Origin of the sequence: Paenibacillus sophorae (assembly GCF_018966525.1) — a bacterium.
Classification (GTDB): domain Bacteria; phylum Bacillota; class Bacilli; order Paenibacillales; family Paenibacillaceae; genus Paenibacillus_AQ; species Paenibacillus_AQ sophorae.
This window is the reverse complement of the sequence record NZ_CP076607.1, coordinates 5539636-5560528: the sequence shown is the minus strand read 5'-3', so window position 1 is coordinate 5560528 and position 20893 is coordinate 5539636. Positions and strand designations below refer to the sequence as shown.

Annotated in this window: 27 protein-coding genes; 23 read left to right on the top strand and 4 right to left on the bottom strand. The window is 49.5% G+C overall.

What is annotated here, in order from left to right; all coding sequences use genetic code 11:
- Positions 1-32: 32 nt before the first annotated feature.
- The 5 genes from KP014_RS26915 to KP014_RS26895 all read left to right on the top strand — a co-directional run bounded on the left by KP014_RS26915 (position 33) and on the right by KP014_RS26895 (position 4851).
- Positions 33-635 carry a TetR/AcrR family transcriptional regulator gene (locus tag KP014_RS26915; protein ID WP_036600706.1) on the top strand — a complete coding sequence of 201 codons (603 nt, stop codon included), beginning with the start codon at positions 33-35 and terminating at the stop codon, positions 633-635.
- Between the two features lie 232 nt (positions 636-867).
- Entirely contained in the window at positions 868-1605 is a 738-nt protein-coding gene (locus tag KP014_RS26910; RefSeq protein WP_036600707.1) for an SDR family NAD(P)-dependent oxidoreductase, read from the top strand.
- Between the two features lie 249 nt (positions 1606-1854).
- Positions 1855-2943 carry a zinc-dependent alcohol dehydrogenase gene (locus KP014_RS26905; protein WP_090834816.1) on the top strand — a complete coding sequence of 363 codons (1089 nt, stop codon included), beginning with the start codon at positions 1855-1857 and terminating at the stop codon, positions 2941-2943.
- A gap of 28 nt (positions 2944-2971) precedes the next feature.
- The gene (locus tag KP014_RS26900) at positions 2972-3334 is read left to right on the top strand and encodes a VOC family protein (protein WP_216700428.1); all 363 of its coding nucleotides are present in this window, start codon (positions 2972-2974) and stop codon (positions 3332-3334) included.
- A gap of 104 nt (positions 3335-3438) precedes the next feature.
- Positions 3439-4851 (top strand): MFS transporter, encoded by a 1413-nt coding sequence (locus KP014_RS26895; RefSeq protein WP_051500437.1) that lies wholly within the window; start codon positions 3439-3441, stop codon positions 4849-4851.
- A gap of 25 nt (positions 4852-4876) precedes the next feature.
- On the opposite strand, the gene KP014_RS26890 is transcribed toward KP014_RS26895, so the two are convergent.
- Positions 4877-5683: a PaaX family transcriptional regulator C-terminal domain-containing protein gene (locus tag KP014_RS26890; protein ID WP_036600709.1), complete on the bottom strand. Its 807-nt coding sequence runs from the start codon at positions 5681-5683 to the stop codon at positions 4877-4879.
- A gap of 199 nt (positions 5684-5882) precedes the next feature.
- Between KP014_RS26890 and KP014_RS26885 the strand changes: the two genes are divergently transcribed.
- The 3 genes from KP014_RS26885 (at position 5883) to KP014_RS26875 (ending at position 7908) form a co-directional block, all read left to right on the top strand.
- Positions 5883-7028, top strand: coding sequence for an MFS transporter (locus KP014_RS26885; protein ID WP_036600710.1), 1146 nt, complete (start codon positions 5883-5885; stop codon positions 7026-7028).
- Between the two features lie 28 nt (positions 7029-7056).
- Entirely contained in the window at positions 7057-7458 is a 402-nt protein-coding gene (locus KP014_RS26880) for a MerR family transcriptional regulator (protein WP_246590597.1), read from the top strand.
- 99 nt (positions 7459-7557) lie between these two features.
- On the top strand, positions 7558-7908 hold the full coding sequence (locus tag KP014_RS26875) for an EthD domain-containing protein (protein WP_216700427.1): 351 nt from the start codon (positions 7558-7560) through the stop codon (positions 7906-7908).
- Between the two features lie 239 nt (positions 7909-8147).
- Here KP014_RS26875 and KP014_RS26870 read toward each other — a convergent pair whose 3' ends face one another.
- Positions 8148-8525: a ParA family protein gene (locus tag KP014_RS26870; RefSeq protein WP_281426439.1), complete on the bottom strand. Its 378-nt coding sequence runs from the start codon at positions 8523-8525 to the stop codon at positions 8148-8150.
- Positions 8509-8604 carry a ParA family protein gene (locus KP014_RS29200; RefSeq protein WP_254776488.1) on the bottom strand — a complete coding sequence of 32 codons (96 nt, stop codon included), beginning with the start codon at positions 8602-8604 and terminating at the stop codon, positions 8509-8511. Before KP014_RS29200 ends, KP014_RS26870 begins: the two co-directional genes overlap by 17 nt.
- A gap of 475 nt (positions 8605-9079) precedes the next feature.
- Between KP014_RS29200 and KP014_RS26865 the strand changes: the two genes are divergently transcribed.
- From KP014_RS26865 to KP014_RS26845, 5 genes are all read left to right on the top strand, one after another.
- Positions 9080-10174, top strand: a complete 1095-nt coding sequence (locus KP014_RS26865) for a low temperature requirement protein A (protein ID WP_036600712.1) — start codon at positions 9080-9082, stop codon at positions 10172-10174.
- A gap of 31 nt (positions 10175-10205) precedes the next feature.
- On the top strand, positions 10206-10781 hold the full coding sequence (locus tag KP014_RS26860) for an NADPH-dependent FMN reductase (RefSeq protein ID WP_036600713.1): 576 nt from the start codon (positions 10206-10208) through the stop codon (positions 10779-10781).
- A gap of 16 nt (positions 10782-10797) precedes the next feature.
- A complete protein-coding gene (locus tag KP014_RS26855; protein WP_025688521.1) occupies positions 10798-11040 on the top strand; it encodes a (4Fe-4S)-binding protein in 243 nt (80 codons plus the stop codon).
- A 2-nt stretch (positions 11041-11042) separates the two neighbouring features.
- A complete protein-coding gene (locus KP014_RS26850) occupies positions 11043-11324 on the top strand; it encodes a GNAT family N-acetyltransferase (RefSeq protein WP_036600719.1) in 282 nt (93 codons plus the stop codon).
- 330 nt (positions 11325-11654) lie between these two features.
- Positions 11655-12095 carry an acetylglutamate kinase gene (locus tag KP014_RS26845; protein ID WP_246590596.1) on the top strand — a complete coding sequence of 147 codons (441 nt, stop codon included), beginning with the start codon at positions 11655-11657 and terminating at the stop codon, positions 12093-12095.
- Positions 12096-12205: 110 nt separating this feature from the next.
- Here KP014_RS26845 and KP014_RS26840 read toward each other — a convergent pair whose 3' ends face one another.
- A complete protein-coding gene (locus KP014_RS26840; protein ID WP_175491975.1) occupies positions 12206-12352 on the bottom strand; it encodes a hypothetical protein in 147 nt (48 codons plus the stop codon).
- Positions 12353-13092: 740 nt separating this feature from the next.
- Between KP014_RS26840 and KP014_RS26835 the strand changes: the two genes are divergently transcribed.
- From KP014_RS26835 to KP014_RS26790, 10 genes are all read left to right on the top strand, one after another.
- Positions 13093-13563, top strand: a complete 471-nt coding sequence (locus KP014_RS26835) for a NifB/NifX family molybdenum-iron cluster-binding protein (protein ID WP_036600714.1) — start codon at positions 13093-13095, stop codon at positions 13561-13563.
- Between the two features lie 72 nt (positions 13564-13635).
- Positions 13636-14520 (top strand): nitrogenase iron protein, encoded by an 885-nt coding sequence (gene nifH / locus KP014_RS26830; protein ID WP_216700426.1) that lies wholly within the window; start codon positions 13636-13638, stop codon positions 14518-14520.
- Between the two features lie 240 nt (positions 14521-14760).
- Positions 14761-15063, top strand: coding sequence for a hypothetical protein (locus KP014_RS26825; protein WP_036596689.1), 303 nt, complete (start codon positions 14761-14763; stop codon positions 15061-15063).
- 46 nt (positions 15064-15109) lie between these two features.
- Entirely contained in the window at positions 15110-15784 is a 675-nt protein-coding gene (locus tag KP014_RS26820; RefSeq protein ID WP_036596686.1) for a PspA/IM30 family protein, read from the top strand.
- 4 nt (positions 15785-15788) lie between these two features.
- Positions 15789-16298, top strand: coding sequence for a PspC domain-containing protein (locus KP014_RS26815; protein WP_036596684.1), 510 nt, complete (start codon positions 15789-15791; stop codon positions 16296-16298).
- A 3-nt stretch (positions 16299-16301) separates the two neighbouring features.
- Positions 16302-17003 (top strand): PspA/IM30 family protein, encoded by a 702-nt coding sequence (locus KP014_RS26810; protein ID WP_036596683.1) that lies wholly within the window; start codon positions 16302-16304, stop codon positions 17001-17003.
- Positions 17004-17177: 174 nt separating this feature from the next.
- Complete coding sequence (gene liaF, locus KP014_RS26805; RefSeq protein WP_036596680.1) at positions 17178-17825, top strand: cell wall-active antibiotics response protein LiaF; 648 nt, start codon at positions 17178-17180, stop codon at positions 17823-17825.
- A gap of 24 nt (positions 17826-17849) precedes the next feature.
- Positions 17850-18896, top strand: coding sequence for a sensor histidine kinase (locus KP014_RS26800; protein WP_036596678.1), 1047 nt, complete (start codon positions 17850-17852; stop codon positions 18894-18896).
- A 324-nt stretch (positions 18897-19220) separates the two neighbouring features.
- The gene (locus KP014_RS26795; RefSeq protein ID WP_036596676.1) at positions 19221-19874 is read left to right on the top strand and encodes a response regulator; all 654 of its coding nucleotides are present in this window, start codon (positions 19221-19223) and stop codon (positions 19872-19874) included.
- Between the two features lie 120 nt (positions 19875-19994).
- Positions 19995-20840 carry a YwmB family TATA-box binding protein gene (locus KP014_RS26790; protein WP_036596669.1) on the top strand — a complete coding sequence of 282 codons (846 nt, stop codon included), beginning with the start codon at positions 19995-19997 and terminating at the stop codon, positions 20838-20840.
- Positions 20841-20893: the final 53 nt, after the last annotated feature.

The window sequence follows — 20893 nt, the reverse complement described above, 5'->3', positions numbered from 1 at the left end:
GTTCGATTTGGAAGTGGGAAAGGAGGAGCCGAATGTTTGAGAAATACAACAAGGTGCAGCGAGCCGTCTTGGAAACGACACTTAATATCATTATTCGGAAGGAATTACAGGCGACCTCGATGGCGCTAATAGCAAAGGAATCTGGCGTATCGACGGGGAGCATTTATCACTATTTCCAAAGTAAAGAAGATATTGTGAACGAGTTGTACAAAGCAATTGTCACGTTTAACGGAGAGTATGTGCGTGAAGGTTTATTGCAGGGCAGAACAATTCGTGAAAAGTTCGAGTTGGGTTGGAACCGGGTGATCGACTTGGGTAAAAAATATCCGCAGGGTTTTCAATTTATTGAGCAGTATTCGTTCTCGCCTTACATTTACGAGGATGTGAAGAAGGCTGTCTATACAGGCGGTTGGTGCGGGCCTATGAACAAGTTATACGAAGAAGCAATTCAGCAGATGTTGTTTATCCCGCTGAATCCGAAAATGATGGTGCAGATGCATTACGGGACTTTTGTTTACATGTTGAAAGCCCATCTGCACGGTATCTTCGAATTAACCACCGACAGCGTACACGAAGCAATCCGTTCCTGCTGGAATGCCGTACGTCTCATGGATAATGCGCTGACGGAACGATAGGCTCGCTCGAACAAGCCTTTTTTATAACCACTAGAACGAACGTTCAATCTTATTTCAGGGAGATGGGTTACGATGAATATATAAGATGGATTGATAAAGAATAGAATGAACATTCGTTTTAGTTGATCTGTGTTAATGAAGGAGTGGCTCAAAAAAACCTAAGGTTGGAATTTTCGTCATCAGATTAGAAGGGACGCTTAATCATAAATAAAAATATCTGGAGGTTTTGAAAATGAAAAACAAGGTAGCCTTAGTGGTAGGTGCAACAAGTGGTATAGGTAAATCGACTGCAGTGATATTAGCATCTAAGGGAGCTAAGGTTGTCATCGCAGCCCGCCGTAAAGAGAAGGGACAACAAGTTGTGGAAGAAATTCGTGCTCTGGGTGGAGAAGCAGTTTTCTTGAAGATGGATGTTGCGAGTGAAGAAAGCATACGCGAAGGCATTCAGTGGATCGTTGATCAATATGGAAGGTTGGATTTAGCAGTAAATTGCGCAGGAATAAGTAAAACACCTGCTCCTTTGGTTGATACCGAAACAAAGGATCTCCAAGATGCGTTACAAACGAATGTTATAGGCTTGTTTGCCTGTATGAAATACGAAGTTCAACAAATGTTGAAAACAGGAGGCGGAGCCATTGTGAATGTTTCCTCCATTGCTGGAATTAGACCTACCAATCTTTCTAGTGCTTATAGTGCATCGAAATTCGCTGTTGAGGCTTTAACTAAAGTAGCTGCCAAAGAAATGGCTAATCAAAATATTCGAATTAATTCCATCGCACCTGGCCCAACCAAATCTGAAATTACGGAAGGACTTGGTGATGCAGTGATTGAAAAATTTTCGCAAATGATTCCAATGAAAAGAATCGCTGAATCAGAAGAAATTGCAAAAGGCATTGTTTTCCTACTCTCAGAAGAAGCATCTTTCACAATTGGTACAACATTAGTTATGGATGGCGGCTTTATTATTTAAGCTGTTTTAATCAAAATCATTGATTTGGATCCGCGCCCTGCGCGGTTCTTTTTTTATAGGATACCAGTTCATGCCCTTCGACAGTATGAGAAGAGGTTGTGTTACGAACTTAAATCGATGGTAAACCACGCTTAGTCATAACGCTGACGTGCCTCATCTGTATAATATAAATATTTACTTTCGCATTTTAATATGTTATATTTCTTCCTGACGCTGGCATTTGCATTTTTTTAAAGGAGGAAGTCACCTATGAGCAACACGATGAAGGCATGGCAGATCAAAGGATTCGGCAGTGGATTACAGCTCAAGGAAGTTCCGAAGCCAGAAGTACGTCCGGGAAGTGTACTGGTCCGAATCGAAGCTTCGTCGCTGATGTCGTATCTGAAAGAATATGTCGAAGGCAAGCTCCCGACCTATTTGCCGCCGAAAGGCTGGTTCACTCCCGGAGGGAACGGCTACGGGGTTATCGAGGCCGTCGGTCCCGACGTGTGGCATTTGAAGCCTGGGCAGCGTGTCATTCTATCCTCGCATCTGGTCTCGGGCGAGAACGTGCCCGAAAAAGGGCAAATTTTGATCGGCGTCACCCATTTCGGTGGCATAGGCGAACAAATGCAGGCCGACTGGGCCGACGGCACCCTTGCCGAATATGCGCTGTTCCCAGTCATGGCGGTCACCCCCGTGGAAGGATTGGACAATATTGCTCCGGAGCAGTTCGCCGTCTTCAGCCGCTGCGTCGTACCATACGGCGGACTCGTGCGAGGCCGATTGGCGGCGGGTGAAACGGTCGTCGTCACCGGCGCGACCGGGGCTTACGGAACGGCGGCGGTGCTCGTGGCGCTGGCTATGGGAGCGGGCAAGGTAATCGCCGCGGGCCGCAACACAACGTCGCTAGAGGTGCTGGCCAAAACAGCCGGCAACCGAGTTGCGACCGTGGCGCTAAGCGGCGACGTCCGGAAGGACAGTGAAGCCCTGCGCGAAGCGGCAGGGGGCGGAGCCGACATGGCCTTCGATATGATCGGCCAGGCCGGAGACCCAAACGCTACGCTGGCAGCTCTCGGCAGCTTGCGGCAGCGCGGCCGGCTCGTGCTGATGGGCAGCATGACCTCGCCTTTACCTGTGAACTACATGCAAATGATGTTCAACAGCCTGGAGATCATCGGCCACTTCATGTACGACGCCGACGCCCATTTCAAGCTGCTGAATCTGCTGAGAAGCGGACAGCTTGATATGAGCCCGATTGCTGCGAAAGTATATCCGCTCAAGGATTTGCCGGAAGCGATGGAAGCCGCGGAGGCGGCAAGCAATCTCGAATGCGTCGTTATACGCCACGACATGTAATTTATTGGAGAGGATGAATGTTATGCTCGTGACCGACCGGATACTTCGCCTTTATACCGACAAAGAGAAATTCGACAGCACGATCGCCTTCTACGAGAATATTCAAGGCACTGCCTGCGAGATGCGCTTCGATATTGCCGAACTAGATATCAAGGGCGCCAAAATCGGTAGCGTTCTTATTTTGTCCGGCGACAAGGAGTCGCTTGACCCGGTTCGCGACATCCAGGCTATCTTTTACGTCGATTCCCTCGACGAGTTCGAGCCGTGGCTGAAGGAGAACGGGGCTGTAATTTTGCACGGCCCGCACTCGAACGCGTTCGGCAAAAACATGATGGTTCGGAATCCCGACGGACTGATGGTTGAGTATTTCGAGGCCAAAACCGACAACTGACCTTTCTCGAAGTTTGCCGCGGTGCGCGCCTCTTCAGGCGCGTGCTGCTGGCATTTTGGCCCCGAAGACTTGCCCAGATATGAGAGGAAGAGGGTGAGTGAAACATGAATGACCAACTCGCGGCTTTCCATTCAAACAATCGCCTAAAGATGGATTCAACCGTCAGAAAAATGACCGGCATTGTTGCTATGGCGGCACTGCTGAATCCCCTTAACTCGTCAATGATCTCGGTTGCGCTTCTGAAAATCGCTTTCTATTATCATATTTCGATCGCGCAGACGTCCTGGCTGATTTTAGGTTATTTCCTGATGACGGCCATCGGCCAGCCGGTTATGGGCAAGCTTGCCGATCTGTACGGGCCCCGCCGTATTTTCAGCGCCGGGCTCATTTTCGTTGCCTTGTTCAGCCTGTTTTCCGTTTGGGCGCCGTCGTTCGGGTGGCTGGTAGCCCTGCGCATTTTGCAGGCGTTCAGCAATACGGCGTTATTTCCGGCAGGGATGGCGCTGCTCCAGGCTTCTGCAGCCGCAGCCGGGACGAATAACGGGAAAATTCCCGTTTCGGCTACAGGGATGATTTCCTTCACGAACAATATTACGGCAGCGCTCGGTCCGGTCATCGGCGGTTTTCTTGTATATTTCATCGATTGGCGGTCCATTTTCTGGATTAATGTGCCTATTGTAATGCTGATTATGGCTTTATTCCGCCTTTGGATTCCCCGAGAACAATCCTCGGCCGTCACTGACCGGAGTGTGGCAGTCTGGCGGATCCAGCTTGATATTCCGGGCATTCTGCTTTTTAGCAGCTCGCTTTTCGGGTTCATCTATTTTCTGCAGTCCATGAAGAGCGGCCCGCTTTGGTGGATGCTTATTGCTGCCGCGACTCTGTTTGGCGTGCTGGTCGGCTACGAATTGCGCAGGGAGAACCCGTTTATCAATGTGAGGCTTCTGAAGTCTGATTTGAAACTATTGATGGTGTATGTGCAGTACGCAGGTACAAGTTTTGTGTATTACTGCATCCTCTATGGGTTGCCTTTGTGGCTGCAGCTGCTGCGGGGATACTCGGAGAAGGAGTCGGGACTTATTCTGCTGCCGCTGCTGGTATCCGGAATCGTGGCGACGCAGGTGGCGGTCCCCATCGTTTCCCGCTACACGTACAGAAAATCGATCGTCGTCGGGTACATGTTCCTGGTCCTTGGTACGGTGCTATTGCTGTTCGTAAAATTGGATACCGGATTAATATGGCTGCTGGCCGTTCTCGCTATACTTGGCATCCCGAACGGCCTTGCCAATGTTGGCTGGCAGACGGCTCTGTTCACGCTTGCCAAACCGGGGGAGACAGGCGCTGCGTCCGGGTTGTTCCTTACCTTCCGCTCTTTGGGGAGTATTTTGGCGACGAGCCTGATCGGCGCCGTCTTCAGCGGTAAGGCAACGACGGGCAGCCTCGATGAAGTCGCCGCCGTCATCTTTGCCGCAAGTCTCGTAATGGCTGCGATGAGCTTCAGCCGCAAGCTTGTTTAACAGCTTAAGTCGTCATTGTCGATATTCAGTCCCTCGACACGATCAGGGAATACAGCTCTTTGTCGCTTTGGAGCAGGGGAACGAGCTTATGGTCGATATAAAAATGATACAATTCCCGAGCCTTCGGCATTTTCCAATCGTCCGGCAGCAACTCTCTCGGCAGGAATGGGTCTTCTAGCAAAATTTCACCGAACGCCTCTCCGGCCTCCAAAATAAGCAGCAAGACATCCCACGGCATAAGCTCCGCGCTGTTCTCCATGAAAGCCGACGATTCTTTGATCTTGTCGTTGATCCAGCCGATAAACCAGGCGTATTTCTCATTCAGCTCCTGGACGGGCCAAATCCGTACCGCATCGATCGCCGTGATCGGACCGTAACGCAGCTCGCCGATTGCAGTGCGGATCCATGATGCGTCCAGGCCGCACTGCTCGACCAACTGGAGCACGGCGTTCTCGCGATTGAACGGGCATACGAAGACGCCGTCGAACAAGAGCCCGTAACCGATTTGCATAAGCTCGCGGCGGAACGAATTCCGCGTTGAACGATGCTGCTCGGGAATGCTGAACATGACGAAATGCCAGCGCCCGTCCCACGACGTATCCATGCCGGAAAATTTCAGCTGCAGGCTCTCGATAACCCGGACGCCTGCTTCCGCCAAATTATATTTCCGGTCTTCGGCCACGATGTAGCCTTTCTTCTTTAAGGAAGAGAGCGTATTGCGAATAACCTGTTCGGATTTGCCGCGACCCTTGAAAATCCGAATAAACTCGGAGGTCGAAATTGCTCGCCGATGCAGGAGCATGTACAGGATTTGTTTTTCTAAGGACAGCATGAAAGCACCTCGATCCCTATGGCATTCGCCCTTCATTATAAAGATTACGGTAAAGGGAAGCAAACCATTTTATAATAAAAATATTTTCTTGCACATCGTTTTAAGTTATATTTTGCAGGGGTATCTCAGACGTGAGGCGGATGTCCCTGTGAGAGAATAAGCCGCAATCAATTTGAACGAAGAAAGGAGAGAACCGATAATGAAGAGTATCTTAAGCATATATTTTCTGATTGCATTCGTAATAGGTACGGATACGTTTCTGGTGTCGCCGCTGCTGCCGACGCTTCGGCAGCAGTTTCATATCAGCGTCGAAGCATCAGGCTGGATGATCGGGGCGTATGCACTGGGGTATGCCTTGTTCGCTCTTATAGCGGGGCCGGTTTCGGACGGTTTGAACAGGAAAAAGATCATGCTATTTGGCATCCTTGGTTTTGCGGTTTCTACCTTCCTGTGCGGCTTGGCGTGGAACTTTTGGTCGATGTTTGCGTTTCGGGCGCTGGCCGGCATTTTTGCGGCATTTACGTCTCCGCAGGTGTGGGCGACGATTCCAGTTCTAGTTCCCGCCCCGAAGGTGACGAAATCGATGGGCATTGTATCGGCCGGTTTCGCAGTCTCGCAGACGGTCGGCGTGCCGATCGGCAGCTACTTGGCCGCGCATTCCTGGAAGATGCCGTTTTTTATCATCGGGGGAATCGCTTTTGCACTGTTCGCGTTGATTTTATGGATCGTCCCCCAATTTAAGTCGGCGGCTGCCGGCAGGCAGCCTTCTATAATGGATCGTTACGCCGAGCTGCTCGGCGCGAACGGGGCGAAAGGGTCCTATCTGGCCTTTTTTGCGATTTTGACGGGCGCTTTCGCCGTATTCACGTTTATCGGCAACTGGCTCTCGGACAAGTTCGGGATGAATGTGTCAGAGATCGGTCACGTGTTCATTTTCATGGGCCTTGGCAACTTGATCGGCAGTTTTATCGGCGGCCATGCGGCGGCGAGACTAGGCGGGCGAGCCGTGCTGATGGGGGGGATCGGCATGATGGCAATGCTTTATTTGCTGCTCAATTTCGCAGCGTCGCCGCTGCTGGTGCATCTGTGCTTCTTCGTCTTGTATCTAGTCTTTGGGACCGTTTTTCCGATCATGATGGCGCTGTTCCAGACGCTATCCTCCACTGCCCGTGGGACAATCGCAGCGCTATCGAACGTGGTCAACTACGCCGCAACGACAGTCGGGGCCTATTTCGCCGGACTTTTGTACGCGCAGTTGAACGGATTTTTCGGGGTGACGGTCTTTGCGGTACTGTGCTGCGCGGTATCCATCGGGCTGTGGGCTAAAAGTCAACCAAAAACCTAAAAAATCTGCTTGGAGTTGGAGGTTGGAAATGATGATGTATTCCGTGAGTCAGATTTCACAAATGAGCGGTTTACCTGCGTCTACGATAAGATTTTACGAAAAGGAAGGAATTATCCCAAACGTAAATCGTAATACGAGCGGAAGAAGGCAATATTCAGATGAAGATTTATTATTGCTGGAATTAGTGATTTGTTTGAAAGACACCGGAATGATGATTGAAGAAATTAAACAATATACCCATCTAATCGTGCAAGGAAATGAAACAATAGGGCTACGAAGAGAAATTTTACTGGCACATAAAAAGAATGTTGAACAACAATTGATGCGGATTAGAGAGAATTTGGAACAATTGAATCAAAAAATTGCTGTTTATGATGGACTAGTTACAGTTGAAAAAAATCTCGACAAACTCAAAAAATTAAGTTTTTAATTGCTTGACTTAAACTTAACTTTAAGTTGTATCGTATAGGTAACAGCTTAAGGGGTTACTTTCCTTGAGTTTTGCCATACTCGTACAAACCTTTAGAAAATGGAAGGTGAAGAACTGATGTTCACGATGATGACTGTAATTCGGAAGAAACCTGAGATTTCAACCGAAGATTTTCGGCACTTCATGGAATTTGACTACGGACCGACCTATGTTAAGCTTCCCGAGACGAGGGAGTACATCCAGCACTACCTATCGGACGTTATGACCGATGGAGCAGAGCTTCCAATCGACGCGATCGTCCAGATCAGCTTCGATTCTAAGGAAGAGATGATGAAGGCTTTACAGGCCGACAGCTACAAGAATGCTGCCAAGATGCGCGAGAAGTACATGAGAGAAACCTCGGTAGGTATTCACTCCGCGGTCGTCGAGAAGACGCTGAAGTTGGTCTAGCTGAAGACGATCTTTTACGAGGTCTCGGAAAAGCGATAGCACAGGCCACAAGGAAGCTGGTCACATTTGTATTCTGACCCCTGCGACCATAAATGCGGATTTTTAACTCTTAGCGTTAGCCCGGGGAATTTCTTCCCCGGGTTTTTAATTTAAGGCTTTAGCCCGTTGAGTATGCGAAGCGTGCGAAACAAAAAACCACCTGCTATGCGGGTGGTGTAGTCAAGGCTTATAGCAAAAAATCACCTGAACTCATTCGTTATAATAGAGTTGTTCAAGCTACTATGCAACTGTGCGGATTTATTTATGGGAATAGATTGAATATCTCCTTTCGGTAATGGCGCTTCAGCCTCCTGGAACGATTGTTCCGAGAGCTTTAGCAGTTCGTCAATGCTGGTGACGGACAATTCGATATTACTGGGGATGAGGGTAATGTTGCCTTGGGAGTGCAGATACTCCTCGGCAGCGGGAAGTGGCTTGTCACTCATAATGGCATCCAGAATGTTGTACACGCTGACCGACAATTGATCTGGTTGTTCAATTCCAAAGCAAAGGCTAAGGTTGCCTTGCGGGTCGAAATCCACCAGCAGCACCTTTTTGTTTTCATGGGGATAAGGCATGGGCGAGATTATATGCAGATGTGGCCTTGCCGGTGCCGCCCTTTTGGTTGGCGATGGTAATTGTCTTGGCTTTTGTCATGGGTAACCCTCCCTGGAGCGTTCGCTCTATTAATTTGTCAATGGCAGGGAGTGGGCCGGTTCTTGTCAGATTCTTTCCAAGTTCTTCCCAACGTGCAAAAATGACCTCATTATGGGTTCGCGCCGGAAAGCCTTGCGGGGCTTAGGGAAAACGGAAAAACCCGCAAAAAACCTTGATTTATCAAGGCTTTTCACGGGTTGAGGATTCCTCATCTTTGACCTAACTTCTGCTACTGGCTCAGTAGCTGGAGCGACTCAAAATCGTGAGGGAAACCGTGGAGGTTCGAGTCCTCTCACCGGCATCATTAAAACAGACTCATAAAATTGCTTTTAAGCGGTTTTGTGAGTCTGTTTTTTTATATTCTCAAACAGCTGCTCATGACGTTGAAGTGAACACTTGAATTTGCAAGATGCAGATACAGTTAACTTAAAATATTATATAATGGTCATATACGAAACAAGAAAGGAGTTTTAGCTTGGGAGAAAAGAAAGTTACATGGCTAGAGCTCTTTTATGATTTGATATTTGTGGCCGCTTTTTCGAAATCAACGCATGTTTTACTTCATGTTGAAGAAGGGTATATTCATCTAGAGTATTTATTGAAATTCGTCTTGATTTTTATCCCGATCTGGTGGGCGTGGGTTGGACAAACGATGTTTATTAATCGCTTTGGAGAGGACTTTTGGCATCAGCGGATGTTTTTGATTTTACAAATGTTATTTGTTCTTATCATGACATCCAGCCTGTCGGTAGATTTTGATCAATACTATATTTCCTTTCTTATTGGTTATGTTGGACTTAGAGTAATGACAGCGGTCCAATATCTTGTTGTTCTGAGATCAGAAGAAAAAGGAAATCGAAGAAATACAGCGCACTATTTGGGAACGCGCTTTTGGTTTGGAATTATTATCTCCCTATCTTCCCTCTTTTTTGATTCATGGATTCGATATGCTGCATTGTACGCAGGTATTATTGTTGAAATGATCGTGCCTATTGCGGGACGCAAACATTTGGTGAAATCACCGACCCATACGGGGCACTTGTTAGAACGCTTTGGTTTATTGACTCTAATTCTTTTTGGCGAGTCAGTCGTCAGTACACTTTCAGTGCTGCAGCCGCAAAAAGGGGACTGGGACTCGATTTCGTTTTCGATCCTTGCATTTACTCTGATTGTATCTATCTGGTGGCAGTATTACGATAATGTGGAGAAGAAAGTGGACAAGTCGGTCCAAACAGCCGGCCAAACTGTTATTTACGGGCACCTGTTTATTTTAATGTCATTGAGCATGATTGCCTCGTCTATACAGCTATTGTACTTGCAGGAGGTCTATTATTCATTTATCCTGTACTACTTATTTGGTTCTGTGTTTATTTATTTCATTGCCACTTCTCTTGTCTTCCATAAATACAGGTACGAGCACCAACGGTTAAAAATCAATCATCTCGGGCTGTTTACAGCGATTTTAGCTGCTTGTCTTACCGTCAATTTGATTCTGACCGTTCCAAACATCATAATCCTGGCACAATTAACTTTGTTTTTTATCGTCTATGCGAAATTAACGACCACTTAGACTAAAAACCAAGAAGAAGAGGAGAGCAAAGATGAGCGAAAACAAACTTAGTATCACTGCCATTTGTGGAAGTCTTCGTGAAGGTTCTTTCAATAGAAAGGTGTTAAAGGCAATGGAAGAGCTTGCGCCAAAGCATTGGGAGATTCATCACGTTGACATATCGGCGATCCCACTTTACAATTCGGACATTGAGAGCCACGGCGATCCGCAGTCGGTTGTTGAATTAAAAGAAAGCATTCGAACAGCGGACGGTGTGCTGATTATCACTCCTGAATATAACATGGGAATTCCGGGTGTTTTGAAAAACGCTTTGGACTGGGCCTCACGTCCGGCTAGAAGCTCAGTGCTGATTCAAAAGCCTTTTGCGATTGCAGGAGCTACTCCAGGCGGAGGGGGGACAGCTCAGTCACAAGCACAGGTGAGGCAGACACTGCTTGCCATGAATGCCTATACGATGCCGGGGCCGAAAGTTCTCATCGGCAGCGTTCATGAAAAACTGAATGAAACCACTGGAGAATTGAACGACGAATCAACGCTTCGCCATTTGGAAAGATTTCTGATAGCTTTCGAACAATGGATCTTAATCTTTAAACAATCTCAAAAGTGAAAGGTGTGAAGGAATAATGAGTCAACAGAAATTGTACTACGGTAAAGATATAGAGGTTATGTTTAATTCGGAGATATGTACTCATTCCGGTATTTGCGTAAAGGGGTTTCCTGCCGTTTTTGATTTAAGCAAACGCCCTTGGGTTAATCCCGATGCCGCCCCTGCAGAGGAAATCGCCCGGCATATCGACAAATGTCCAAGCGGAGCACTGACGTATAAACGTTTAGACGGAGAAAATTCAAAAAAGGAAGAGGAATGAACATGCACACTGTAAATCATGATACAGCTAATAAAAGATTCCTTATTCGAGATAACGGCGCAATTGCTGCGGAAATGACATATGTAACTTCAAGTCCGGAGCTTTATATTATTGATCACACATTGGTCAACAATGCTTACCGAGGACAGGGGCTTGGCGACAAACTTGTCAAAGCAATGGTGGAATACGCGCGGGAAAACGGTATTAAGATTGTACCCTTATGTCCGTTTGCCAAGGGAAGATTCGAGCATTACTCCGAATACGCGGATGTTCTCAATAAATAAAGATCAGTACCCAATGAACCCTCCCTCACATATAGATATTAGGCAAATAACTATGTTGGGGAGGAAACATGCATGTTCTACTCAGCGCCGTGGGCATCAGATCCGCGGTATCAATCTTCGTTTTATTCAGTGGAGGGTGTCTATCCAGGGATTTACCCTTACAGTTTTCATTATGGGCAGATGAGTGGTATTCCTTATGCGCAACCATTAATCCCATACTTAAGAAGTAAGTCTGACCCAATACAAAGCTCTGCGTGCATTAGTAAGGCTGAAGCTGAATTAAACCAAATCTGACGGATGCTCTGGGAGCAGCATGTTGCTTGGACGAGGATGGTTATCATAAGCATCGCGGAGGGCCTGCCGGATGAGGCGCTGGTGACAGAACGTCTTCTCCGAAATGCTCCGGACATGGCTGCTGTGTTAAGACGTTACTATGGCGACGAGATCGCCTCACGGTTCAGCGCTTTAATGAGAGATCATTTTGTATTGGCAGCAGAGCTGGTTAAAGCGGTGAAGGCCGGAAACAACAAAGCAGCCTCGGAAGCGGAGAAAAAATGGTACGCCAATGCGGATGAAATCGCCGCTTTCCTAAGCAGTATCAATCCAAACTGGCCAAAGCGAGTCTTGATGAAGATGCTGCATGAGCATTTGCGGCTGCTCAAAGATGAAGCTGTCTTCCGGCTATCCGGAAATTATAAATCGGATATCGAGATATACGATCAGATTGAGAAGCAGGCACTGGAAATGGCGATGCCTTTACGGCTGGGATAGTAAAACAGTTTCCAAACTTATTCGTCAACTAATGAATGATTAGAGGTGCTGTGGGTTCGTTATCATCGACACAGAGCGACCCATTTTTCTACACAGCCAATGGACATTTTCTACAAGGTGCCATCCATAAGATGGGTGAACAGAGGAACCTGGTTTCGTTCAATATGGACGGCGACCACGGTTCCTTGTTCTTTTGCGTAGTTAATAATCATCAGTTCCAGTTCATTTTCCAGTTGTTCCAATGCTTGAAGGTTCATTGCGGGTTCACTTCTAGCAGAGATTTTGTGTAATGACTCCCCAGTATTTCGGCAGAGCGGATGGCATGGTACAGCATATCTTCCGTTACATCAAGCGGCTCACGCAAAATAAGGGGGGATTGCAGACGACTTTTGCAGCTGTCCGTTGTTTCTCCTCCGTCGGCTCTGCAACTTCAATGTCTCTCAAGTTTCAAAAATAGGAACCAAAATGAATTTGTAATGCAATCCTATAGGAGGGCAAGGCGCATCGTTCATGAAAGCATTCATGACGTTGAACATCAAAAGCTTAAGATGGTCTGAATTTAATGCTAATGCACAGGGTGAGACTGATTTCGGATCGATTTTGTTCTGCAGCAGAAGAGCCGGATTTCGGCGTTTATGTCGCAACTAGAAGGAGTGGATAAGGCAGGTTTGTGAACAAATAATGCTCGTTAGGAACGGCATTGAGGCATGGCAATCACTTCGCAAATATATCAATGGTTGGAAAGAATTAATGAAAGCGGTACCTTCAGGTGGAAAAAGTGGAAAATCGCAGGGTTATGTTATGTAACCTAACGCCAATCTTGAACGATTTGTCAACGATGAATGTATGCGCTTAACATTCATTGACGGGATTTGAATTGAAAGGATAATATATCTCTTAAGAACAACAACATCTACATGCCAAGTCAAGAAATGTAACATTTGTTACACTCGCATCTGAATTATTCGCAAATCTCATTTGAAGGAGAGGCGGTCGGGTGGAATTAATCGGTGACGATGAAGCAAGCCGGAATCAGACGGAGGTAACCAATGCGGACGCCGAGCGAAAAAATGAATCGGCCGATCATCTCAATCCCGAGACCCCGGTAATCAGAATAGCTGTTGCGACACGGGGCGGCGGCAAGGTTAATGTCCACTTTGGACATGCGAGTGAATTTTGGGTCTACGATGTTTCGGGTCGGACGACGACTTTTTTGGAAGTGCGTCACGTTCAGGCCTATTGCAATGGGAGGACAGAGAGCGGCGAACCGGTCGACAAGAAGAAGATTTTTGACGATACGGCCGCTTTGTTCGCGGACTGTCAGGCGATTCTTTGTTCCGGAATTGGCGATTCCCCGCGCAGTAAGCTTTTGCAGAGAGGAATAGCAGCGATTTCCGGCAAAGGCGACATTGAAGAACTGCTGCTGGAAAGCGCCGAGTTCTACGCCAGTTTGGGTTTATCAAGATGATGTCCGTCAGAATTGTGCATTTAATTGCATTTCTATTAATCTGAATAATCTATATATTGGAGGATGAGAAATATGGCTAAAGCAAGACAAATCGCATTCTATGGTAAAGGCGGTATCGGTAAATCCACGACTTCCCAGAACACTTTGGCTCAGCTGGCAACGACTTTCGGCCAAAAAATCATGATCGTAGGTTGTGACCCTAAAGCCGACTCCACACGTCTGATCTTGAACACGAAAGCTCAACAAACGGTACTTCACCTGGCTGCTGAAATGGGTTCGGTAGAAGACCTCGAACTCGAAGACGTAGTAGCAACCGGCTTTGGCGACATCCTCTGCGTTGAGTCCGGCGGTCCGGAACCAGGCGTAGGCTGCGCAGGCCGCGGTATCATCACTTCCATCAACTTTCTGGAAGAGCAAGGCGCATACGAAGGTATGGACTTCATCTCCTACGACGTACTCGGTGACGTTGTATGCGGCGGTTTCGCAATGCCGATCCGTGAGAACAAAGCACAAGAGATTTACATCGTATGTTCCGGTGAAATGATGGCTATGTACGCAGCCAACAACATCGCACGCGGTATCCTGAAGTATGCACAAAGCGGCAGTGTTCGTCTGGGCGGCCTGATCTGTAACAGCCGTAACACCGACCGTGAAGACGAGCTGATCATGGAACTTGCGCGTCGTCTGAACACGCAAATGATCCACTTCGTGCCTCGCGACAATGTCGTACAACATGCCGAGCTGAGAAGAATGACGGTTACTCAATACAACCCTGAGCATAACCAAGCCAACGAATACAAACAACTGGCTGACAAAATCCTGCACAACGAAATGCTGAATATTCCGACTCCAATCGAAATGGACGAACTGGAACAACTGCTGATCGATTTCGGTGTGGTAGAAGACGAAGAAACGGCTATCAAGAAATTGGAAGCTAAAGAAGCAACCGGCGCCTGATCGAAGAGAACGTCTGCGACTGCGTATAGATTATTAGAGTAATGGAACAGGCTTGTAAAACGGCTGGATCAGCCGTTTTACAAGCCTGTTTGTGTTATTCACCTTTCTTTCGGACGGCAGTCTTACATATGCCCCGCCTAAGGTCCAGTTTCAAAAACCGTCCCCGGTCCGTTTTGGGCGGACTCGATTCAGCCTACAATAAGAGCATAAGGTGAAGGACAACGAAAGGCGGTGAAAAAAATGCAAAGAAACAGAGGAAACGGTCTTGCGATTGTACTGATTGTCATCGGCGCTATTATGCTGCTGGGTATGGCGCTTCCGCTGATACATGGGATTTTCAGGCTGCTGTTCCCGGTACTGCTGGTTGTTCTCGGTTACTACGGAATTAAGAGCGGACGCAAGGTGATCGGCTGGATCGTAATGTTTATCGGGGTCATGTCCCTGATCGCCAAACTGTCGTGGCTGATCGGACCGCTGCTCGGCTTGGCACTGGTCGTATGGGGAGTAACCGTACTTAAAGGCAAGAGAGGCAACTATTATTAAAGCTTAAGCAGAACTAAAATTAACGGCAAGGAGGGAGCGGCACATTATGAGCGTCTTTCGTCGCATGCGGGACATTACCGTAGCCAATTTAAATGAAAAGCTTGAACAAAGTCAAGACCCCGTGAAGCTAATCGATCAATTTCTGTACACGACCCGTGAGGAAATCAGTGAAGCCGAAAGATTGTACCAACAGTACGCGAATCATACGAAGCAGCTTCAGCATCAGGTCGACCAGGCGACTTCCATGAGGAACAAACGGGAGGAGCAGGCGCTGCTGGCGCTGAAAGCGGGCGAGGATAATCTGGCAAAGCTGGCTCTGCAGGAGAAAATCATTTACGAGGAAAAGCTGGAGCAGTACGGTGGTCTTCTGGAGCAAAGCCGGCAGTCTCTATTCGAACTGGAGCAGCAGCTCGGCGAACTGAGGATGGAGTATCAATCGGTCTACAGCAAACGCCAGTATTATGCGGCCCGGATGGAGACGCTCCGGCTGCAGCAGCGGATGAACCAGCGGGCAGGCACCTACGGCGGCGGGGATATTCCGAAAATGTTCGGACGCCTGGAAGACCGGCTGACCGACTGGGAGCTTGAAGCCAAAAGTCTTCGCGACCTGCGGCGGATGGGCCAGGAATACGCGGTTCAGGCGGGCGAGACGGTCGCCACCGTTCTGGAGCGGGAACTGGCCAAGCTGAAGGAGAAGCTGAACAAAGATGGAAAGGAGTAGCGTTATGACGAGGTTATATCGATCTACCCGCGACAAAGTGCTGACAGGACTCACCGGCGGATTGGCGGAGGTGATCGGCATCGACTCCACGCTGCTGCGGATACTGCTGTTGATCAGCATTCCCTTTACGGGCGGCGCCGTTATTCCGGTGTATTTCATCGCAGCACTGATCTTTCCGAAGGAGCCGGGGCCTTATCCGCCGTACGGCTTCGGTCCTGAAATGGCGGACGGCGGTTATGGTCCGCATTATAAAGGCGAAGACGGATATGGACGCCGGGGATGCGGTCCGCGAGGCCCATTCGGCCACTCCGGTCCATTCGGTTCATCCGGATCGCGGCCTTATGGCCGCAGCGACCATTATGATCCGCGATACAGCAAGACAGCAGGGTATTCCGCGCAAGACTCCGGTCTGGACGATATGATGAAGGATATCGAGAAGAAAGCGATGCAAAAAGAAATCGAAGAGCTTAGACGCAAGCTTGCCAAATACGAAGACAAGAAGGGAGAAGTGTAAAACATGGGAGTTTTTAAAAGAATTAAAGATATGACCAAAGCATCTGTTAACGATCTGCTGGATAAGGTGGAAGACCCAATTGTCATGCTGAACCAGTATCTGCGCGACATGGAAGGAGAGATTCACGAGGCGGAGGTTACGGTTGCCAAGCAAATGGCCAATGAACGCCGGATGAAGCAGCGTGTGGAGGAAGCGGAGAAATTGTCCGGACAGCGCGGCGCGCAAGCCGAGCTTGCCTTGAAGAATGGCCAGGAAGAAGTGGCGCGCAAGCTGCTTGAGGAGAAAATTTACTTCGACCAAAAATATGGCGAATACAGCGAACTGCATTCCCAAGCGGATGCCCATGCCAAGGAATTGGTTCAGCAGCTGCATGATATGAAGGATGAGTTCTACAAGCTGCGCAACAAGCGCAATGAGCTCGTATCCCGGGCTCAAATGGCTAAAGCGAAGAAGCAAATGTCGCAAATCAGCAGCGTTCACAGCATTGAAAGTGGCAGCGCTTCGCTTGGATTCCACCGTATGGAAGAGAAGATCATGCAGCTTGAAGCCGAAGCCGATGTGCTGCGCACTCCTTACCGGCCGACGGCCGCAGCCGCGTACAGTCCTGTCGACGCCGAGAAGCAGCTTAAGGTGGAGGAACAGCTGAACGCGCTGAAGAGCAAGCTGAACGGCTCAGCTGAGCCTTCCGTGAGCAAGGAAGAATAGGGCGAATATACAGTCATAGGATAATGACTGTTCCATAAATACAAGTTGATGTGATATGCTGAAGCGAGGGTAAAGCCATACGGATGGATCCACCATGCCGTCATGGCTTTTCCGGCCGTTTGGTCCCGGGTTGCTCGGGGTTGTCCGGACTACAATACATCAGGAGGTGCGAGGATGGAGAAGCGAAACCGTTTGATTGCCATAGGACTGATTGGTGTCGGATGCTTGATGATTTTTGGCAGATGGATCGGTTTTTTTTCCATTGTCGCCCTTTTATTTCTACTGCTGGGCATCTATCTGACAACTTCGGGTAAGATCAAACAGGGCTATACGCTGCTGGGAATTGGCGCGGTGCTGCTGCTGCTGGATCATCTGGTGCTGGTGCTGGGAATCTGCCTGATCTCGCTTGGCATGTTTTTTGTCAAATCCAAAGGGCTGCAGCGGGGGAGAAACTATCTTCAGAAACAGAATTTCTCTTCAAGCTTTAACTGGGACCGGTCGCCCTGGGTGATGCATAGTCTCAGCGCCTGGCATGTGCTGGGCGAAACGGATCTGGACCTGTCGCTGGCGATGGCTGAGGATAAGGAAACGATTATGCTGTTTCAGGGGATTTTTGGAGATATGGACCTGCATCTGGCCGACGGCTACGGTGTGGAGATTGAAGCCTTCGTGCTGTTCGGCTCCATTGAATTCGGCAGTCAGCGCGATACGGGCATGCTGAACCGGTTAAACTGGAAATCGCCGGGCTACGAGAGCAGTGAACATCGGGTGAAGGTCAGCGTTTCCTATTTGATGGGAGATTTGGATGTAAGATTGCCTTAGTGGATAAGGAGGGGAGGGCTCCGGATGGATCATAAAAAGAATGCCAACATCATATCGCGCAGTATGGGCGAGGGAGCCTTGTTCTCCTTTGTCCTTCTGCTGGTTATCCTGTACATGATGTATACATATGGATTTATGCGCCCTTTTGAAAGTTGGAGCTATGGGCTGCAGACGGCTTCGGTCGTGCTTCTGCCGATCGGTCTTGGCGTAGGCTTCGGATTCTTCCAGAGCTTCCGCGTCAAACGCAGACTTGAACGAATGCGGGAAACGCTGCTGCTGTGGGAAAAAGGCAACCTGACGCTGTCCATGCCGCCACTCGGCGAGGACGAACTGGGCAGGCTCGCGGAACAGCTCAACGTGATCGGCGGCAAGTGGGAGAATCAGGTGACGACGCTCCAGCGGCTGTCGACGAATAACGCCCAGCTTGCCGAACAGGCGAGGCTGACGGCAATTGTGGAGGAGCGGCAGCGTCTGGCCCGGGAACTGCATGATGCGGTCTCCCAGCAGCTGTTCGCCATTTCGATGACGGCAACAGCCGTTGGCCGGACGCTTGAAAAGGACTTCGACAAAGCCCAGCGCCAAATCGCCCTGATCGAGGAGATGGCTGCCGTGGCCCAGTCGGAGATGAGAGCGCTGCTGCTGCATTTGCGCCCGGTTTATCTGGATGGAAAAGGTCTGGAACAGGGCATTCGGGAGCTGATCAAGGAGCTGAAGGTGAAGGTGCCTATAGACATCCTGTTCGAGATGGATTCCGGCATACAACTGGTAAAGGGCGTCGAGAACCACCTGTTCCGCATTGTTCAGGAGGCCATTTCCAACACGCTGAGGCATGCCAAAGCGGAGAAATTGGAGATTCGCATCCATCGCCGCGGCGACACGGTCCGGATGACCATTCGCGATGACGGCATCGGATTTGAAATGGATGATTACAAGCAGACATCGTACGGCCTTTCCAATATGCAGGAGCGTATTACGGAAACGGGAGGGTTCATCCAGTTCATCACGGCGCCAGGCAAAGGTACGCGTATCGAGATTACGGTGCCGCTGCTCAGCGAGGACAAGGGGATCTAGATCAAGCATGGTCCTTCAGGCTTGGCTCGGGTAAGTGTTATTGGAGAATGCCAACACAGCAGGAATTCTTTCGTCTAATTTTCAGCTAATGGAGCCTTTCCGAACAAAGGAACAGGATTAGCCGGTCCGTGATGTATAAGGCGGTTTATTTATCAGGTTACGGGCCGCGCCCAGTTTAGGGGAATTAGAGGGGAGAACTCTGGCTACAGCGTAGCTACTAAAGTACTCCAATTGGAGATTTGCCGGGCCGTCCGTTCGGAGAGAATTCTGCTTGAAGCAATCCGGAAGATATCTGTGCTCACAAACATTTGGGAGGGATTGGCCATGGAGAATGGCGAACCGATTAAAGTGCTGCTGGTGGACGACCATGAAATGGTCAGAATCGGACTGGCTGCGGTGCTGGGGACTGAGGAAGGAATCGAAGTGGTCGGCGAGGCCGGAAACGGTGAGGAAGGCATTCGCTTGGCGCAGGAGTACAAGCCGGATGTTGTGCTCATGGACCTGGTGATGGAAGGAATGGATGGCATTGAGACAACGAGGCAGGTAATGAGGCTGTACCCCGAGTGTAAGGTGATTGTGCTGACAAGCTATTTGGATGATGAAAAAATGTACCCGGTCATCGAGGCCGGCGCTTTCAGCTACCTGCTCAAAACCTCGCGCGCCAGTGAAGTGGCGGATGCGATCCGGGCGGCGGCCCGGGGACAGTCCGTTCTGGTCTCGGAGGTCGCATCCAAAATGATGAACCGGTTCCGCAGCGACGCCCGGATTGAAGCTCCGGCTCATTCGGAGCTGACCGACCGGGAGATGGAAGTGCTGAAGCTTCTGGCGCAGGGGAAATCAAACCAGGATATTGCCGACCAGCTTATTATCGGCATCAAGACGGTGAAGTTCCACGTCACGAACATTCTTGCCAAACTGGGCGTGGAAGACCGCACGCAGGCGGCCATCTACGCTTACAAGAACGGCCTGGCCGAGTAGCGCCTCCGGAACAGGCGGCAGCCGGCAGAACGAGCTGGCTTTTTGCTTCGGTATAAAATCTCTCAAAACGGTTATCCTGTCTAGTAGATTGCTAGATCGGAACCGAGAGGGAGAGAGACGATGGAAAACCGGGGAAAGAGCTCAAACAAGGGAACGCTGCTGCTTATTGGTCTGTGCTGTGCGGCACTGCTGCTGGCGTGCTTTCGAAACGGAGTGGAAGCCAGTCCCGCCGCTAGGGGCTATTCCAAAGCCCTGCCGCCAGACGGGGTTGGCCGGAAATCCGAGGTCCGCGCAGAACTGGCCGGTACACCGTCCGGGACGGTCTCGCTGCTAACGGATCTCGGCCGCAGTGTGACAGAACCAGACTCTCCGCTGCGTCTTGTCTTTAAATGGCAGGGAAGCTACACAGGGGAAGAGGGCAAAGCATTCTCCGCCGCAAACTCCCTCTCGAAGTCGCTCGGACTTCAAACCGTCGTCAAGTCGGAAGAAGAAGGCCATGCCGCTTACCGTTCCTCCTCGAATACCGGAGAAATGAAGACCTCATTATTCTGGAGTGAAATGGGGGAAGGCGAGAGTTATGTAATCGTTACGCTGGAAACGGCCGATCTGTCCCGAACAGCGGGACTAGCCGGGGCTGCCCAGAAGGCCGGCATGATGATGACATCCGCGAGGATCGCCGCGGACTGGAATGTCTCCCTGCAGGGCACTGCCAAGGAGCACGAGGACGCCAGTCAGGCGCTGAAGCTGACGGAGCGTATGCTTGCAGGCAAACTGCAAGGCATGAGCGCAGCTGAAACTTACGAAGACGAGACAACCGCCAGCACCTCCTACACCGTGCCATCCATGCTGCATACCGTGCAGAGCGGAACGCATCGCCTGGCCGTACAGGCAGCGATTCACCAAGACGTTGCCAAAGGCAGCAGCCGGGTAACTATCGGTTTCCCGCTGATTACGATTGAATATTGACTTTTTCAGCTTATATAAGCTCAATTATAGAGAACGATAAGAAACAGTAATCG

Bases quoted from the DNA above. Each gene is read 5' to 3' on its own strand.
- KP014_RS26915 (WP_036600706.1), top strand. From the start codon at position 33: ATGTTTGAGAAATACAACAAGGTGCAGCGAGCCGTCTTGGAAACGACA.
- KP014_RS26910 (WP_036600707.1), top strand. From the start codon at position 868: ATGAAAAACAAGGTAGCCTTAGTGGTAGGTGCAACAAGTGGTATAGGT.
- KP014_RS26905 (WP_090834816.1), top strand. From the start codon at position 1,855: ATGAGCAACACGATGAAGGCATGGCAGATCAAAGGATTCGGCAGTGGA.
- KP014_RS26895 (WP_051500437.1), top strand. From the start codon at position 3,439: ATGAATGACCAACTCGCGGCTTTCCATTCAAACAATCGCCTAAAGATG.
- KP014_RS26890 (WP_036600709.1), bottom strand. From the start codon at position 5,683: ATGCTGTCCTTAGAAAAACAAATCCTGTACATGCTCCTGCATCGGCGA.
- KP014_RS26885 (WP_036600710.1), top strand. From the start codon at position 5,883: ATGAAGAGTATCTTAAGCATATATTTTCTGATTGCATTCGTAATAGGT.
- KP014_RS26880 (WP_246590597.1), top strand. From the start codon at position 7,057: ATGATGATGTATTCCGTGAGTCAGATTTCACAAATGAGCGGTTTACCT.
- KP014_RS26875 (WP_216700427.1), top strand. From the start codon at position 7,558: ATGGAAGGTGAAGAACTGATGTTCACGATGATGACTGTAATTCGGAAG.
- KP014_RS26870 (WP_281426439.1), bottom strand. From the start codon at position 8,525: ATGCCTTATCCCCATGAAAACAAAAAGGTGCTGCTGGTGGATTTCGAC.
- KP014_RS29200 (WP_254776488.1), bottom strand. From the start codon at position 8,604: ATGACAAAAGCCAAGACAATTACCATCGCCAACCAAAAGGGCGGCACC.
- KP014_RS26860 (WP_036600713.1), top strand. From the start codon at position 10,206: ATGAGCGAAAACAAACTTAGTATCACTGCCATTTGTGGAAGTCTTCGT.
- KP014_RS26855 (WP_025688521.1), top strand. From the start codon at position 10,798: ATGAGTCAACAGAAATTGTACTACGGTAAAGATATAGAGGTTATGTTT.
- KP014_RS26850 (WP_036600719.1), top strand. From the start codon at position 11,043: ATGCACACTGTAAATCATGATACAGCTAATAAAAGATTCCTTATTCGA.
- KP014_RS26845 (WP_246590596.1), top strand. From the start codon at position 11,655: ATGGTTATCATAAGCATCGCGGAGGGCCTGCCGGATGAGGCGCTGGTG.
- KP014_RS26840 (WP_175491975.1), bottom strand. From the start codon at position 12,352: ATGAACCTTCAAGCATTGGAACAACTGGAAAATGAACTGGAACTGATG.
- nifH (WP_216700426.1), top strand. From the start codon at position 13,636: ATGGCTAAAGCAAGACAAATCGCATTCTATGGTAAAGGCGGTATCGGT.
- KP014_RS26825 (WP_036596689.1), top strand. From the start codon at position 14,761: ATGCAAAGAAACAGAGGAAACGGTCTTGCGATTGTACTGATTGTCATC.
- KP014_RS26820 (WP_036596686.1), top strand. From the start codon at position 15,110: ATGAGCGTCTTTCGTCGCATGCGGGACATTACCGTAGCCAATTTAAAT.
- KP014_RS26815 (WP_036596684.1), top strand. From the start codon at position 15,789: ATGACGAGGTTATATCGATCTACCCGCGACAAAGTGCTGACAGGACTC.
- KP014_RS26810 (WP_036596683.1), top strand. From the start codon at position 16,302: ATGGGAGTTTTTAAAAGAATTAAAGATATGACCAAAGCATCTGTTAAC.
- liaF (WP_036596680.1), top strand. From the start codon at position 17,178: ATGGAGAAGCGAAACCGTTTGATTGCCATAGGACTGATTGGTGTCGGA.
- KP014_RS26800 (WP_036596678.1), top strand. From the start codon at position 17,850: ATGGATCATAAAAAGAATGCCAACATCATATCGCGCAGTATGGGCGAG.
- KP014_RS26795 (WP_036596676.1), top strand. From the start codon at position 19,221: ATGGAGAATGGCGAACCGATTAAAGTGCTGCTGGTGGACGACCATGAA.
- KP014_RS26790 (WP_036596669.1), top strand. From the start codon at position 19,995: ATGGAAAACCGGGGAAAGAGCTCAAACAAGGGAACGCTGCTGCTTATT.